Origin of the sequence: Blautia luti, from assembly GCF_013304735.1 — a bacterium.
Classification (GTDB): domain Bacteria; phylum Bacillota; class Clostridia; order Lachnospirales; family Lachnospiraceae; genus Blautia_A.
Map to the genome: position 1 here is coordinate 64,035 of NZ_JAAITI010000013.1, position 15,733 is coordinate 79,767.

Here is a 15,733-nt window from a genome sequence, read left to right on the forward strand (position 1 = left end):
GATATGAAGAATATGAAAAACAAAACAACAAAAAATAACATGATAAACTATGGAATTGTCATTGTGCTTTTTGTGATCGTACAGGCACTTTCCTCAACTGGAAATCTTTCCAGACTTCTTATGGGACTTCTTGTTCCCCTTTGTGTTTATACCATTGCATCAGTTTCCCTGAACCTGGTAGTCGGTTTTTCCGGTGAGCTGAGCCTTGGACATGCGGGCTTCATGTGCGTGGGAGCTTTTTCCAGTGCCCTGTTTTCACAGGTTGCTGCAGACTCCATTCCGCAGGTTCCTCGCTTTATCCTTGCAATCCTTGTAGGTGCGGCAGTTGCAGCACTGTTCGGTGTGATCATCGGTATTCCGGTACTTCGTCTCCGCGGTGACTACCTGGCTATTGTTACACTGGCTTTTGGTGAGATCATCAAGAACCTGATCAATGTACTTTACATTGGCGTGGATGACAAAGGACTTCACGTTGCAACCAGTGCAGCCGGTCTTCATCTGGAAGCCGGCGGAAAGCAGATTCTCAAAGGTGCCCTTGGTATTTCGGGAACAGCAACTCTTTATAAAGATATCAAGAATTACTTTTTCCTGATCGGCGTGATCCTGCTTCTTCTCACATTGTTTATTGTACAGAACCTTGTAAACTCCAGAAGCGGACGTGCTATTATGTCAACCAGGGACAACCGTATTGCAGCGGAGTCTGTAGGAATCAATATCACCAGATATAAGCTGTTGGCATTTACCATTTCTGCAGCCCTTGCAGGAGTTGCAGGTGTGCTGTATGCACATAACCTTTCTCTTCTTAAGGTTTCTGTATTCGATTACAATATGTCCATTCTGGTACTTGTGTATGTAGTACTTGGAGGAATCGGAAATATCAGAGGATCTATCATTGCAACAATTATCCTCTATGCACTTCCTGAGCTTCTCCGTGGATTCGCAAACTACCGTATGCTGATCTACGCAATCGTGCTGATCATCATGATGCTCTTTAACTGGGCACCTGCAGCAAGAGACTGGAGAGCACGTATGGTAGAAAAATTCAAAGGCAAAAAAGCGAAAAAGGAGGTGGCCTGATCATGGCAATGCTGGAAGTAAATAACCTGTCTATCCAGTTCGGCGGTCTTCGTGCTGTTGACGGCTTTAACATGACCATTGAAAAAGGACAGCTCTATGGACTGATCGGACCCAACGGTGCCGGTAAGACAACGGTATTCAACCTTCTCACAGGTGTATACAAACCAACAGAGGGAATCATCAGACTGGACGGCCAGGACATCACAGGAAAAAGCACCATCGAGATCAACAAAGCCGGAATCGCAAGAACCTTCCAGAATATCCGTCTTTTCAAGGATATGCCGGTTCTTGACAATGTAAAAGTAGGACTTCACAATCACCATCCATACTCCACACTGACCGGAATCTTAAGGCTGCCGAAGTATTACAAGGTAGAAAAAGAGATGAACGAACGTGCCATGGAGATCCTGAAGGTGTTTGACCTGGATAAAGAAGCTGATACACTGGCAGGTAACCTGCCTTATGGTAAACAGCGTAAGCTGGAGATCGCCAGAGCTCTTGCCACAGAGCCGAAACTTCTTCTTCTGGATGAGCCGGCAGCCGGTATGAACCCCAATGAGACACAGGAGCTGATGGATACTATCCGTTTCGTGAGGGAACATTTTGATATGACAGTTCTTCTGATCGAGCACGACATGAAACTGGTCGGCGGTATCTGTGAGGAACTGACAGTTCTGAACTTCGGTCAGGTGTTGATCCAGGGTGAGACATCCGCAGTGCTGAAAGACCCGACAGTTATCACTGCATATCTGGGAGAATAAGGAGGAACGAGATAATGGCAATGTTGGAAGTAAAGGACCTCCAGGTCTACTATGGTGTGATCCAGGCCCTGAAGGGAATTTCTTTTCATGTAAATCAGGGAGAGGTTATTGCGCTGATCGGTGCCAACGGTGCCGGAAAGACAACCACACTTCAGACACTTACCGGAATTCTTTCTCCGAAGTCCGGAAGCATTGTGTTTGAGGGAAAAGACCTCACAAGAACACCGGCCCATAAGATCGTAGAGATGGGTATGGCACACGTTCCGGAAGGAAGACGAGTATTTGCGGATATGTCCGTTTATGAGAATCTTCTTCTTGGAGCCTATACAAGAAAAGACAAGGCAGAGATTGCAGAGAGCCTTGCCGGTGTATACAAGAGATTCCCTCGTCTGGAAGAACGTAAAGGACAGCGTGCAGGAACACTTTCCGGTGGTGAGCAGCAGATGCTTGCCATGGGCCGTGCGCTGATGAGCAAACCGAGAATCATTCTGATGGATGAGCCGTCCATGGGTCTGTCACCGATCTTTGTAAATGAGATCTTTGATATCATCCGTGAGGTAAGCGAGAGCGGCACAACCGTACTTCTTGTTGAGCAGAACGCAAAGAAAGCACTTTCCATTGCGGACCGTGCGTATGTTCTTGAGACAGGAAGCATCACCATGGATGGAAAGGCCGAGGATCTTCTGAACGATGAGGCTGTTCAGAAGGCATATCTTGGAGAGTAGGAGGAAAGACATGGATAATTTCGTAATTACCATTGCAAGACAGTATGGAAGCGGCGGACGTACCATCGGAGAGGAGCTTGCAAAGAAATTAGGGATTTCTTACTATGACAAGGATATCATCCGCATGGCATCTGATGAGAGCGGTATCCGCCAGGAACTTTTCGGACGGGCAGACGAAAATGTCAGCACCAAGCAGAGATTTTTTGCAAAGTCCGGAATCTACAAGGGTGAGCTGATCCCGCCTCAGAGCAAGGATTTCACATCCGATGAGAACCTGTTCAATTATCAGGCAAAAATCATCCGCCAGCTGGCAGAGACAGAGTCCTGTGTGATCATCGGACGTTGTGCAAACATGATCCTGAAAGACTATTCCAATGTTCTCCGTGTGTTTGTTTACGGAGACTGGGATTTCCGTATCCGCGAGGCAAGCAAGAAGCTCAGCGGAACCACAAAGGACATTGAGAAATTCATGCATAAAGATGACAAGCGCAAGGAAGATTTCTGCAAACGTTTCATGGGAGTTGACTGGGCAGATATGACGAAATACAATCTGTGCCTGGATAACGGTACCCTTGGCTATAAAAAATGCGTGGAAGAGATCGAGAGTGCACTTGAGATCCTGAAGAAATAAAAAGAAATTGCAGAGAATATTCCCCGGGGAAAGAACGATAAGAAGTCTTTTCCCGGGGATTTTTTCATATATTGTGGAAAAGTATGTTTGATCCGGCGGGAGATATGGATAAGAGAAAAAAATATTTCCGGGCAGTGACAGTGGCAGTATTGCTGGTCGTACTCAGTGGATATGGGAAAATTTCAGACCGTACGTTTCGGATGCAGATGGCCAGAATGATCGCTGGTGAGGGAATGCTTCGGCTGGTGGAAGCACAGTACGGACAAAAAGCAACAGAACCCGTGGCCAAGACGATATCTGACAGGAGTGAAACGGAGGACCGTCCCAGGGCCGCACTCACCTTTGATGACGGGCCTCACGCAACCTATACCCCCATGCTTCTGGACGGCCTTCGGCAGAGAGGGATCCATGCCACATTTTTTCTTATGGGAAAAAATATCGAGGGAAAAGAAGATATTGTAAAACAGATGCAGAAAGACGGTCATCTCATCGGCAATCACACCTACGACCATGTACAGCTGGATAAGCTGCCCGGTGACCAGGCCTGCCAGCAGATTTTAAAGACAAATAATGAGATCTATGAGATCACAGGAGAGTATCCCCTGTATCTCCGTCCGCCTTATGGAGCCTGGCCCAAAAATCTGGAACTCTGTGTGACCATGCTGCCGGTATTCTGGGATGTGGACACCCTGGACTGGAAATCAAAAAACGTCCAGTCTGTGGAGAATATCGTAAAAAGAGAAGTGAAGGATGGCTCCATTATTCTGATGCATGACAGTTTTCCTACTTCAGTGGAAGCAGCCCTGGAGATTGTGGATATGCTGACAAAGGAGGGGTATGACCTGGTGACTGCGGATGAACTGCTGGTGACGTGAATGGCTGCTTGGACAGAAACAATTGCTTTTTTTTGCGCAAACAGGTAAAATTATAAAAATAAGAATCGATCAGCTGCCAGGAGAGAACTGGCGGCAGTTTTTTACAGAAATTACAGGAGTGAAAACCATGGATTTATTTGAATACGCAAAATCAAAAACGCTGGACCAGGAGTCGCCTCTAGCATCCAGACTGCGCCCCCGGACGCTGGATGAGGTGGTCGGACAGCAGCACATCGTTGGAAAAGACAAATTGCTGTATCGTGCTATCAAGGCAGATAAGCTGACCTCTGTTATCTTTTATGGCCCTCCGGGAACCGGAAAGACCACTCTGGCAAAAGTCATTGCCAATACTACAAGCGCAAGTTTTACCCAGATCAATGCAACCGTAGCAGGCAAGAAAGATATGGAAACAGTTGTAAAACAGGCTCAGGATGATCTTGGCATGTATGGAAAAAAGACCATTCTGTTCATCGATGAGATCCACCGCTTCAACAAGGGCCAGCAGGATTATCTCCTTCCTTTTGTGGAGGACGGAACCATCATCCTGATCGGAGCCACAACGGAGAATCCATATTTTGAGGTAAACGGAGCGCTTCTTTCCAGATCTATCATCTTTGAGCTGAAAGCTCTGGAGATCCCGGAGATAAAAGAACTGATCCTGCGTGCAGTTAATGATCCGGAACGTGGAATGGGAAGCTACGGCGCGGTGATCGAGGAGGATGCCCTGGAATTTCTGGCAGATATGGCAGGAGGAGACGCCAGAAGCGCCTTAAACGCCGTAGAACTGGGAATTCTCACCACACCCCGAGATCCGGACGGTAAGATCCATCTGACCCTTGATGTGGCTTCTGAGTGCATTCAGAAGCGTGTGGTGCGTTATGATAAGAACGGGGACAACCATTACGATATTATTTCCGCTTTTATCAAGAGTATGCGGGGTTCGGATCCGGATGCGGCAGTTTATTATCTGGCAAAAATGCTCTATGCAGGAGAAGATGTGAAATTTATTGCAAGGAGGATCATGATCCTGGCTTCTGAAGATATCGGAAACGCAGATCCCCAGGCTCTCTGCGTGGCAACTGCAGCAGCGCAGGCAGTGGAACGGGTGGGAATGCCGGAATCCCAGATCATTCTTTCCCAGGCAGTTACATACATGGCCTGTGCACCCAAGAGCAATTCTGCGGTAAATGCTATACAGGAAGCCATGCGCTGCGTGAAGGCGAAGAAGACAACCGTCCCGGTACATCTTCAGGATGCCCATTACGGCGGCCACGAAAGTCTGGGCCATGGTATTGGATATAAATATGCCCACAATTACCCGAATCATTATGTAAACCAGCAGTATCTGCCGTCAGAGATCGAAGGAGAACATTTTTACGAACTCAGTGATATGGGATATGAAAAGAAACTGAAAGAACATATGAAGAAGATCCACGAAGAAGCGGAATAAGAGAATCTATGTGAGAATGAAAATGGAGGAGCTTTTCAGAGAAGCTCCTCCATTATTTTGTCGTAGACGTTCTGATATTTATAAGGCCAGCTTTCACATACGGACTGGGCCGCAGCAAGATTGGGAACTTTGATGCTGAGATCAACAATACTGACACCGCTTTCGATAATCTGCAGGCGGACAGAGTAACTGCCCTCCTTGGTGGGGTAATAATCCGCAGGAGTGAGAAGATGTTCCTCAATTTTGCAGTGCAGGGAATTGAGATATTCCTCGACTTCTTTCTTAATGTCAGAAGAGAGTTCTCTGGAAAAATATTTCAGCGTATTTTTTCCTTCTTCAGTCAGTCGGTAATACGTGCGGTTGGACTGGGAAGACATTTCCACAAGATCTGCCTCCACCAGTTCGGAAACAGCCTGCTGAAGCTGAAAATAATTGGTATATTTCCGGTCCAGGATAAAATCTGTGATCTGTGAGTTAGTGAGATCCCCTTCGGAATTCTGAAGCATGTATAAAATGATAAGTTTGTAGGTTGTAAAAGGTGATGCCATAAGAATCCTCCTTTTTACTGGCTGCGGGAAAGGGCTTCGAAAGCTTTTCCCTGAAAACTTGCTCTTTCTTTCATCCGGTGATGAAGAAGGTTTAAAACTTCTCGTTTGCGGCTGGCCCATAAAGGTGCGATCAGCAGATCCTTCGGTCCGTCGCCGGTGACCCGGTGGATCACGATATCCGGTCTGAGATGTTCCAGACAGTCAATGACAAGGTTCAGATACTCGTCCCGTTCATAAGTGCGGAAAAGACCGGCTTCATGATCAGCGGCAAGATCTGTACCACGCAGTACATGAAGAAGCTGCAGCTTGATCCCCTGGATATCCATGGCGTTCAGATAAGCCATTGTTTCCAGGATATCCTTCCGGCTTTCGCCGGGAAGCCCCAGGATGGTGTGGACGATCACTTCGATGCCGCCTGCGCGGAGATTTTTCACTGCGGTATCAAAACAGGACAGTGGATAGCCGCGCCGTATATATCTGGCGGTATCTTCATGGATAGTCTGGAGTCCCAGCTCCACCCACACCGGTTTGATCTGGTTCAGGGAATAAAGAAGATCCAGTACATCATCTCCCAGACAGTCCGGTCTGGTACCAATGGACAGTGCCACGATATCCGGATGGGAGATGGCTTCTGTGAAGATCTTACGCAGGTGTTCCACAGGAGCATATGTGTTTGTATATGCCTGAAAATAGGCGATATATTTATGAATCGGGCGTTTGGAAGAGAGACTTTTGATCTGTGTGTTGATCTGCTCTGTAATGGAAAGAGCGGCGTTTGCTGCAAAATCTCCGCTTCCGCCCTGGCTGCAGAAGATGCAGCCTTTTTTGCCCAGGGTGCCGTCACGGTTGGGACAGGACATGCCGCCGTTTAATGCAACCCGGTAGACCTTTTCGCCGTACCGTTCCCGGAGCATATAGTCCAGAGAGTGATAAGGCTTGTCGTTCCAGCGCTTCATTATGCCTCTTTCGGTTCGTTTTTCTCTTCGCCGTTTTCTTCGTTTTCATCTTTCGGTATATAGTTATCGAAGATCTTTACAAAGATCTTTGATTTCCAGTAGGCCAGCGTGGAAAATCCCATCAGAATAAAAAGCATGATCAGGATGGATGTAAACTGTGCGTAGCTCACATAAGCAAAAAGCCATATCAGTAGGAGTGGAGACGCAGAGATCACAAGCATCAAAAGTGTCAGCGGAAGATGGCGGACGGACATCAGGAATGCATTTACAAAGGTATTCTTGACGGAATTAAAAAATTTGGAAAGGATCGGATAAATGTACAGAAGGATCATCGCATAGATCAGTGCAAATGCAATGAACAGACTGAAAAGTCCTTTGTACATAGCTCCGCTTCCGGCTCTGGCGATCCGAAGATCGATAAACAGAACAGCAGCGGTGAGGAGCATGATGATATTGATGATGGTCGCCTGTTTGAAGTTCTGTTTGAATGAGCGGAAAAAGCTGCGGGCAATATAAGATTCTTCGTCTCTTGCCATCTTCAGTGTGACATAGTAGAGAGCTGTTATGGAGGCGCCTGCGGTGACAACCGGAATACAGCAGAGGATGCACAGAAAATTCAGAAGAAGCAGGTCTGCTACGCGTCCCATGAACACGAAGAATTTGTTGTCCATGTTGAAAAAACGATTCATTTGATAAGTCTCCTTTTCTTTTGGATATTATTTTAAGTATACCCAATCACAGCAGAAAAAGCAAATCCCAAATGTTTTCCGGGGCAGTGAAAATGGGAAAATCATGTGTCCGCCATAGAAAGACAAAATAGCGAAATAGTTTATTAAATTTCCCTAAAATGCTTGCTTATCACGATTTAGAGTGTTAAAATATCAGTATTGTATCAAACGAAAATTATGTATTTTAAAGGAGCGTAACAATGAGCAAAAAAATCAGGACGGAGGCTGTGGATCATCTGTTTGAAGCGATCCTGTGCCTGAAGGACAAGGAAGAGTGTTATACATTTTTCGAGGATGTGTGCACCATCAATGAGCTGCTTTCTTTATCTCAGCGCTTCGAGGTAGCCAAGATGCTTACCGATAAGCGTACATACCTTGATATTTCCGAGAAGACAGGAGCTTCCACAGCTACGATCAGCCGTGTAAACCGTTCCCTGAACTATGGAAATGATGGTTATGAGATGGTATTTGCACGTATGAAGAAGAATAACGGAGAGCAGGACGGTGAAGCAGAATAAGGCTTACGTCCGTACCGTAGATGATAACGGATAATGCTGTAACGTAAAAAGAGACAGGCGGTTGCGCGTCTGTCTCTTTTCTTCTGTCCGGCTGAAGAAACCGGAGTCATTTTTTTCTTTCTTTTTTGGAGGAGTCTTCATTTTTTGAGGAATTCATGTGGTCGATCATGTTTTCGATGATCATCTTTTTCATGTATACATCGAAGCTCAGAAGACAGATAAAGGAAAACTGGTGAAGGAATTCCTTATCCTCCGGATCTGCGTCTTCGAAGATTTCCCCGGCGCTTTTGAAGCGGCGCATGAGATCTTTTTCCAGGTAACGGATCTGTGTCTGTTCCATACTGAAAACTTCCTGATAGATATAAGTCATATCTTTTTCAGTCAGGGACTTGAAATATTTATCCGTGATCGGTCCGAGAAGAGTCTGGATGTCACTGATGGAGAGAATATTCTTAAAATAGTAGATAAAAATCAACATCAGCAGATGTTCCCGGGAATAGCGTTTCTTCTCCGGCGGTGGAAGAAGCTTGTTCTTGGCGTAGTTGTTGATCATGGTCTTGGTCAGGATCTTGTCATCCTCGTGACGCTTGGTGGATGCAAGATTTTCTTCCATAAAAGTAGTGACTTGATCCATGTAAAGATCAATGTTCGGGATTTCATCGGGTTTTATATAATCAAGCTCGGCAATTTTCGCAAAAATGCTGCTCATCATCTCTTTTTCGTTTCTTGTCATCACATTATCACCTCTGCTCCCTATTATATAGTTTTAAATACTACTTGTAAAGAAACTTTTTCCGGGAAAATGAGAAAGTAAGGTTGTGGCTTTACCGGAAAGAAAAGACATGGTAGTATATAAAGATACTGTTGATATGGAAAAAGAAATGGAGATCAAAATGAGTATACAGGATGCTTTGGACACATTGAATCCCATGCAGCGGGAAGCTGCTGTACATACAGAAGGACCGCTTCTGATTCTTGCGGGAGCCGGTTCCGGAAAAACAAGAGTGCTGACCCACAGGATAGCCTATTTAATGGAAGAAAAGGGTGTCAATCCCTGGAATATCCTGGCGATCACCTTTACCAACAAGGCTGCCAGTGAGATGCGGGAACGTGTAAATAAAATTGCGGGAATGGGTGCGGAGAGCGTATGGGTTTCCACCTTTCATTCCGCATGTGTGAGGATTTTACGCAGACATATTGAGGTGCTGGGATTTGGCAGTAATTTTACCATCTATGATACCGATGACCAGAAGACAGTCATGAAGGAAATCTTCCGGAAATTCAGTATCAATACAAAAATTTATAGAGAACGTGCTGTTCTTGCGGAGATTTCCCATGCAAAGGATGAGCTGATCACGCCGGAAGAGATGGAGCTGAATGCAGGAAGTGATCCGGATGCACGAAAGATTGCAGGCATGTATAAGGAATATCAGTCCGTCCTCCGGGGAAACAACGCCCTGGATTTTGATGATCTGATCGTGAAAACCGTGGAGCTTTTCCAGCACAATCCGGATATCCTGGATTATTATCAGGAACGTTTCCGGTATATTATGGTGGATGAGTATCAGGATACCAACACTGCACAGTTTAAATTCGTAAGTCTTCTTGCGGAAAAATACAAGAATCTCTGCGTAGTTGGCGATGATGACCAGTCTATTTACCGCTTCCGTGGAGCAAATATCGGGAACATTCTGGGCTTTGAGAAGGTTTTCCCTGAGGCGAAGGTGGTACGGCTGGAGCAGAATTACCGTTCCACACAGAATATCCTGAACGCAGCCAACGAGGTAATTGCCAACAATACGGAGCGTAAGGAAAAACGCCTCTGGACAGAGAACGAAGAGGGCGATAAAGTCCATTTCCGTCAGTTTAACAACGGATTTGAGGAAGCGGAATATGTTGCGGGAGAGATCATCCAGGGCCGGCGTAACGGGAAATTCCAGTATAAGGACTGCGCGGTACTTTACCGGACCAATGCCCAGTCCCGCCTCTTCGAGGAGAAATTTCTCCTGGCAAATGTTCCTTATAAGATTGTCGGCGGCGTGAACTTTTATGCCCGCAAAGAGATCAAGGATCTGTTAAGCTATCTGAAGACCATTGACAATGCCAGTGATGATCTGGCTGTGCGCAGGATCTTAAATGTGCCAAAAAGAGGGATCGGACTCACCAGCATCGGCCGTGTCCAGGACTATGCGGATATGATGAACCTGAGCTTTTACGATGCGCTCCGCGTGGTGGAGGAAGTACCGTCCATTGGCAGGGCAGCAGGAAAGATCAATGATTTTGTATCCTTTATCCAGGGATTGAAAAGTAAGGCAGAGGCCTATACAGTCCGTGAAACCCTGGAAGAGGTCATTGAGCTTACCGGTTATGTGAAGGAACTGGAGGCAGAGAAAACGGAGGAGGCCCAGGCGAGGATCGAAAATATCGATGAGCTGATTTCCAAGACAGAATCCTTCCAGGAAGCCATGGAGGAGGCCGGACAGCCGGCAACACTTTCTGCATTTCTGGAGGAGATCGCACTGGTGGCAGATATCGATTCTGTTGATCCGGATCAGGATTATGTACTTCTGATGACTCTTCACAGTGCCAAGGGCCTGGAGTTTCCAAATGTATTTATGGCGGGAATGGAAGACGGAGTATTTCCGGGATACGCCTCCATCTGGTCCGGAGATCCGTCAGATATTGAAGAAGAGCGAAGACTCTGTTATGTAGGAATCACACGTGCCATGAAAGAACTGACATTAACCTGTGCAAAACAGCGTATGATCCGTGGAGAGACCCAGTACAACCGTGTATCCCGCTTTGTAAGGGAAGTTCCAAGGGAACTGGTGGATCTTGGCCATACCATTCAGGAGAAAAAGCCCAAGGTGGATAACATCGTATCTCCGAAGAGTGCCTATGCCCAGATGAAAATGAATTTCCAGGCAAAGAGCACCCTGCAGAAAAAAGATTTCACAGTGAAGAAGGCGGACAGCCTGGACTATGGTGAGGGAGACACGGTCCGTCATGTGAAATTCGGAGTCGGTATCGTAAAAAATATCGCAGACGGCGGCAGAGACTACGAAGTGACGGTAGACTTTGACAAAGTCGGCGTGAAAAAAATGTTCGCCGGTTTTGCCAAGCTGAAAAAGATCTGAGAGGGATCTCTCCGGGCAGACTATTTCTGCAAAAAACTGTAAAAATCCGGCCTCAAGGTTGTAATTGGAAAACCGGTATGTTAGAATCAGTATCAGCGTAATTGAATTGCTGTGAAGTGAACAGTATCACCGGCACATATGCTGCCGGATACTGTGAGAGGGAATCGGGTAAAAAGCCTGAGCGGTTGCGGCCACTGTATACAGAAGAAGGGATTTCACATGCCATTGCAGAAACTCATGTGAGAAGGCGAAATCCCGATGTCAGAGAGATTCTGGAGAAAATTCTGATACATCATTCATGATCGGCTAAAAGATGAATGGTGTATCAGTTTTTATTTTGCGGAGTTTTTTCTGAGTCTGTAAGTCAGGAAACCTGCTTGACAGTATGTAAGTGGGAGCTTCCGTACAAAGTGTTCCGTGCAGATTTTATGAAGCCCCATCTTTTCGGTTACCCATAGGCAACAGGAGATAAAACAGGCGAAAAGAGAGGAAATGAAATGAAAAACAAGTATGTATCCACAAGAATCATGGCAATGGTAATGGCAGCGGCAATGACCGTATCAGCAGCTCCGGCTGTTTATGCCGCAGAGAGAGCAGACTCCGAGACCATCAAGGAAGACAACCAGCCGGCAGCAGAAGACAGTACAGAGTCTGCAGACACCGAAGATTCTTCCGCAGAGGCAACCAAGACAGAATATCCTCTGACCATCACAACCTATGATTACGATGGAAACGAAATCGAAACCACTTATGAAAAAGCACCGGAAAAAGTCCTTGCTGTATATCAGGGAAGCATTGAGACTATGCTCGCACTTGGTCTGGAAGACCACCTGGTAGCTACCGCAGGTCTTGATAATGAAGTTCCGGAAGATCTCAAAGAAGCATTCTCAAAAACAAATTATCTTGACGAATTTACCCCATCCCTTGAAACTGTAACAATGCTGGAGCCGGACATGATCTTATCCTGGAGCTCTCTTTTCTCTGATGAGAATCTGGGAAATGTAACAGACTGGATCGACAAAGGCTGCAACACCTACTACAACACCAATACTCGTCCGGACGGCGACAGAACACTGGAAAATGAATTCACAGATATCTTAAATATCGGAAAGATCTTCGATGTACAGGACAAAGCGCAGGCTATCGTTGATGATGCAAAAGCAGTGATCGACAAAACTCTTACTGCAACTGCAGATGTAAAAGACAAACCAAGCGTAATGGTATTGGAGCCTCTTGGAGATAACATCACAAACTATGGCGTAAAGAGCCTTGGCGGAGATATGGTAACACAGTTAGGCGCAACTCTTGCAAACCCGGATGCTTCCACCGTTGGAAAAGAGGATATCATCGCAGCCAACCCTGACGTGATCTTTGTGGTTTACATGCCATATGCAGGAGATGATCCGGAAACTGTTAAGAACAGCCAGCTTGCAGTGATCCAGGATGATGAGTCCCTGAAGAGCCTTGACGCAGTAAAGAACGGACGTGTTTACCCGATCATGCTCAGTGAGATGTATGCAAGTGCAACACGTACCCAGGACGGAATCGAAACTTTTGCAAAGGGATTATATCCGGACGTAAATCTTGACTGATCGGAGAAAATGCAGTGAAAGAAACAGCTTCACAGAGAAAAAAAGATAAGGTGCTCAGAACATCCATGTATGTGGCAGTTCTCATCGGACTTGCAGGATTCCTTATTTTTTCCATACTTGCAGCCATCACTTTTGGAAATGCGGATCTGTCACTGAAGGATGTATACAGCGTTATCGCTTATAAATTGTTTCATATAAAAAGTCTGTCCGCCTATGCGGAAGGCGCAGTTCATGATGTTGTGTGGCTGATCCGGCTGCCTAGAGTCCTTCTGGCTCTGGCAGTTGGAATGGCTCTTTCCGTGTGCGGCGTGGTGATGCAGGCTATCGTGCAGAACCCGCTGGCAGACCCGTATGTGCTGGGTATCTCATCTGGTGCATCTCTGGGTGCCACACTGGCCATCATGCTTGGAATCGGAAGCTTTCTTGGCGGAAACTCTGTGGGAATCACAGCTTTCATTGGCGCGATGATCACTTCTTTTGCGGTGATCGCCATTGCAAACATGGGTGGAAAGGCAACTTCCGCAAAACTGATCCTTGCGGGAATGGCGGTCAGCGCAGTCTGTTCTGCTTTTTCCAATTTTGTCATTTATATTACCAATGACAAAAATGCGGCAACAGAAGTTATGAAGTGGAGCATGGGAAGTCTTGCCGGAGCAAGCTGGACCAGAGTGGGTGTAATGCTTCCGGTCACGCTGGTGTGCGTGGCTGTTTTCTGGACGCAGTACCGGAACCTGAATCTGATGCTTCTGGGAGATGACGTATCCATTACCCTTGGAACAGATCTGCACAGACTGCGGACTTTTTATCTGATCGTTGCTTCTGTTATGATCGGATTTGCCGTGTACTGTGCCGGTGTGATCGGATTTGTGGGACTGGTGATCCCTCATGTGGTCCGGATCCTTTTTGGAACAGATCACAGAAAACTGCTCCCCTTAAGTGCGCTTCTTGGTGCATCGTTTCTGATCTGGTGCGATGTGGCATGTCGTGTGATCCTTAAAAATTCCGAGATGCCCATCGGTGTGCTGGTATCCATTATCGGTGCTCCCTGCTTTATTTATCTGCTTGTGCGGAAATCCTATGGATTCGGAGGTGCCCGGTAATGAAGATCACCACAGAAAATATTCAGGTTGGCTTTCACGCCAGACAGATCCTGAAGGGAATCTCCATGGAATCCAAGGATAAGGAACTGGTAGGAATCATCGGACCAAACGGAAGCGGAAAATCCACTTTGCTGAAATGCATTTACCGTATTCTGAAACCAGACGCAGGAGCCGTGTATCTGGACGGCGAGGAGCTTCATTCCATGAGTGTTCGAAGCTCTGCGAAAAAAATGGCCGTGGTGGCACAGCACAATTATTATAATTTTGATTTTACGGTCCGCGAGGTGGTTCTTATGGGGCGTGCGCCTCATAAAAAGACTCTGGAACGGGACAATGCAAAAGATTACCAGATCGTGGATGAAGCGCTGAAAACCGTACAGATGGAGGCGTTTGCAGACCGTACCTTTTCCACTCTTTCCGGAGGAGAGCAGCAGAGGGTGATCCTGGCAAGAGCACTTGCCCAGCAGACCTCTGCACTGATTCTGGATGAGCCTACCAATCATCTGGACATTACCCACCAGATCATGCTGATGGAGCTGGTGAAAAAACTTAATGTAACCGTGATCTCCGCTATTCACGATCTGAATATTGCAGCAGCATACTGTGATAAGATCTATGTACTGAAGGACGGAGTTCTGGAAGGTTACGGAACGCCGGAAGAAGTCCTGACCCCGGAGCTGATCCGCAGGATCTATAAAGTAGAAGCGGAGATCGTTTACGACAGCCGCGGAAAGATGCATATTTTGTTTTTATGATTCTGGCTGTGAGGCGGGATGCATAGAGGGAAAAAGATGAAAAAGATCGGGATTTTGACATGCCTTAATTCCAATGATGTGTGTACCAGGGCAGGATGTCTGTCTGCATTTCGGGAAAGAAGAGATTTTTTTTCCGGCTATTCGGAAGATACGATTCTGGCAGCTGTGATGACATGCAACGGATGCAAAGAAACCAATGCAAAAGAACCTGCTGAAGATGAGGGGATTTTGGAAAAGGCAGACCGGCTGGTCAGTGAAAAGATCAGCGTCATCCATGTCGGGGTATGCCGTCTGAATGAGGAAAAAAAGGAATGTCCGCGGATAACACAGATCTGCGGTCTGATAGAAGAACGCGGGATCAAAGTGATCCGAGGAACCCATAAAGAATAAGAGAAAACCGCCGTATCTTTCCGGAAATGCCGGAAATACGGCGATTTTTTTACAGAATGTTTCTGCGAAAATTTGTGTAAGTTCTGGTAAAACCAGACATATGGTGGTATAATAAGAACATTAAAAAAAGGCTCGGGTGCAGCGACCTCAAAAAACGCTGCGCTGCAGATTTACTGACAGACAGTACAGCCGAACAGAAAGAAAGGATGGTGCAGTGTTATGAATTTAAATACAACAAAGCTTGAAGAACTGCTTGCAACACTGAAGAAAAAAGAAGAAGAGAAAGATAAGAACACAGTCCTTTGGGTACTGGCGATCATCGGCGCAGTTGCAGCTGTTGCAGGAATCGCATTTGCAGTATATCGTTTCTTCGCTCCGGATTACCTGGAAGATTTTGAAGAAGATTTTGATGATGACTTCGATGATTATTTCGAGGATGAGGAAGAGTAAGAACTTTCACTGCAGAGGCTGTTTTGAACAGATCAGAATG

General features: G+C 46.3%; 17 protein-coding genes and 1 riboswitch. Of the genes, 13 read left to right on the plus strand and 4 right to left on the minus strand.

Features of this window, described 5'->3' with window-relative positions; all coding sequences use genetic code 11:
• The first annotated feature begins 3 nt into the window (after positions 1–3).
• The 6 genes from G5B06_RS09030 (at position 4) to G5B06_RS09055 (ending at position 5,519) form a co-directional block, all read left to right on the plus strand.
• Positions 4–1,077: a branched-chain amino acid ABC transporter permease gene (locus G5B06_RS09030; RefSeq protein ID WP_022426434.1), complete on the plus strand. Its 1,074-nt coding sequence runs from the start codon at positions 4–6 to the stop codon at positions 1,075–1,077.
• 2 nt (positions 1,078–1,079) lie between these two features.
• Positions 1,080–1,838 carry an ABC transporter ATP-binding protein gene (locus G5B06_RS09035; RefSeq protein WP_148448550.1) on the plus strand — a complete coding sequence of 253 codons (759 nt, stop codon included), beginning with the start codon at positions 1,080–1,082 and terminating at the stop codon, positions 1,836–1,838.
• Positions 1,839–1,852: 14 nt separating this feature from the next.
• Complete coding sequence (locus G5B06_RS09040) at positions 1,853–2,563, plus strand: ABC transporter ATP-binding protein (RefSeq protein WP_148448552.1); 711 nt, start codon at positions 1,853–1,855, stop codon at positions 2,561–2,563.
• Positions 2,564–2,573: 10 nt separating this feature from the next.
• Positions 2,574–3,194 carry an AAA family ATPase gene (locus tag G5B06_RS09045; RefSeq protein ID WP_173771795.1) on the plus strand — a complete coding sequence of 207 codons (621 nt, stop codon included), beginning with the start codon at positions 2,574–2,576 and terminating at the stop codon, positions 3,192–3,194.
• Positions 3,195–3,298: 104 nt separating this feature from the next.
• On the plus strand, positions 3,299–4,069 hold the full coding sequence (locus G5B06_RS09050) for a polysaccharide deacetylase family protein (RefSeq protein ID WP_244094545.1): 771 nt from the start codon (positions 3,299–3,301) through the stop codon (positions 4,067–4,069).
• Positions 4,070–4,196: 127 nt separating this feature from the next.
• Positions 4,197–5,519 carry a replication-associated recombination protein A gene (locus G5B06_RS09055; RefSeq protein WP_173771797.1) on the plus strand — a complete coding sequence of 441 codons (1,323 nt, stop codon included), beginning with the start codon at positions 4,197–4,199 and terminating at the stop codon, positions 5,517–5,519.
• A 35-nt stretch (positions 5,520–5,554) separates the two neighbouring features.
• On the opposite strand, the gene G5B06_RS09060 is transcribed toward G5B06_RS09055, so the two are convergent.
• The 3 genes from G5B06_RS09060 to G5B06_RS09070 are packed head-to-tail and all read right to left on the minus strand — an operon-like array spanning position 5,555 to position 7,712.
• On the minus strand, positions 5,555–6,067 hold the full coding sequence (locus G5B06_RS09060) for a DUF4364 family protein (RefSeq protein ID WP_173771799.1): 513 nt from the start codon (positions 6,065–6,067) through the stop codon (positions 5,555–5,557).
• Between the two features lie 14 nt (positions 6,068–6,081).
• The gene (locus G5B06_RS09065; RefSeq protein WP_173771801.1) at positions 6,082–7,023 is read right to left on the minus strand and encodes a TIGR01212 family radical SAM protein; all 942 of its coding nucleotides are present in this window, start codon (positions 7,021–7,023) and stop codon (positions 6,082–6,084) included.
• A complete protein-coding gene (locus G5B06_RS09070; protein WP_173771803.1) occupies positions 7,023–7,712 on the minus strand; it encodes a YesL family protein in 690 nt (229 codons plus the stop codon). Before G5B06_RS09070 ends, G5B06_RS09065 begins: the two co-directional genes overlap by 1 nt.
• Before the next feature lie 239 nt (positions 7,713–7,951).
• Between G5B06_RS09070 and G5B06_RS09075 the strand changes: the two genes are divergently transcribed.
• Positions 7,952–8,269 (plus strand): YerC/YecD family TrpR-related protein, encoded by a 318-nt coding sequence (locus tag G5B06_RS09075; protein ID WP_148448559.1) that lies wholly within the window; start codon positions 7,952–7,954, stop codon positions 8,267–8,269.
• A gap of 106 nt (positions 8,270–8,375) precedes the next feature.
• Here G5B06_RS09075 and G5B06_RS09080 read toward each other — a convergent pair whose 3' ends face one another.
• Positions 8,376–9,002, minus strand: a complete 627-nt coding sequence (locus tag G5B06_RS09080) for a DUF1836 domain-containing protein (RefSeq protein WP_148448561.1) — start codon at positions 9,000–9,002, stop codon at positions 8,376–8,378.
• A gap of 148 nt (positions 9,003–9,150) precedes the next feature.
• On the opposite strand from G5B06_RS09080, the gene pcrA reads away from it, so the two are divergent.
• The 6 genes from pcrA to G5B06_RS09110 all read left to right on the plus strand — a co-directional run bounded on the left by pcrA (position 9,151) and on the right by G5B06_RS09110 (position 15,693).
• Positions 9,151–11,406, plus strand: a complete 2,256-nt coding sequence (gene pcrA, locus G5B06_RS09085; RefSeq protein ID WP_420314381.1) for a DNA helicase PcrA — start codon at positions 9,151–9,153, stop codon at positions 11,404–11,406.
• Positions 11,407–11,519: 113 nt separating this feature from the next.
• Positions 11,520–11,802: riboswitch (cobalamin riboswitch) on the plus strand.
• Between the two features lie 101 nt (positions 11,803–11,903).
• Positions 11,904–12,998, plus strand: coding sequence for an ABC transporter substrate-binding protein (locus G5B06_RS09090; protein WP_173762443.1), 1,095 nt, complete (start codon positions 11,904–11,906; stop codon positions 12,996–12,998).
• A gap of 14 nt (positions 12,999–13,012) precedes the next feature.
• A complete protein-coding gene (locus G5B06_RS09095) occupies positions 13,013–14,098 on the plus strand; it encodes a FecCD family ABC transporter permease (protein WP_227574163.1) in 1,086 nt (361 codons plus the stop codon).
• On the plus strand, positions 14,098–14,853 hold the full coding sequence (locus G5B06_RS09100) for an ABC transporter ATP-binding protein (RefSeq protein ID WP_092071194.1): 756 nt from the start codon (positions 14,098–14,100) through the stop codon (positions 14,851–14,853). The genes G5B06_RS09095 and G5B06_RS09100 overlap by 1 nt, the downstream gene beginning before the upstream one ends.
• A gap of 36 nt (positions 14,854–14,889) precedes the next feature.
• Entirely contained in the window at positions 14,890–15,243 is a 354-nt protein-coding gene (locus tag G5B06_RS09105; RefSeq protein WP_173762445.1) for a CGGC domain-containing protein, read from the plus strand.
• Positions 15,244–15,462: 219 nt separating this feature from the next.
• Positions 15,463–15,693, plus strand: a complete 231-nt coding sequence (locus G5B06_RS09110) for a hypothetical protein (RefSeq protein WP_015526073.1) — start codon at positions 15,463–15,465, stop codon at positions 15,691–15,693.
• Positions 15,694–15,733 lie beyond the last annotated feature (40 nt).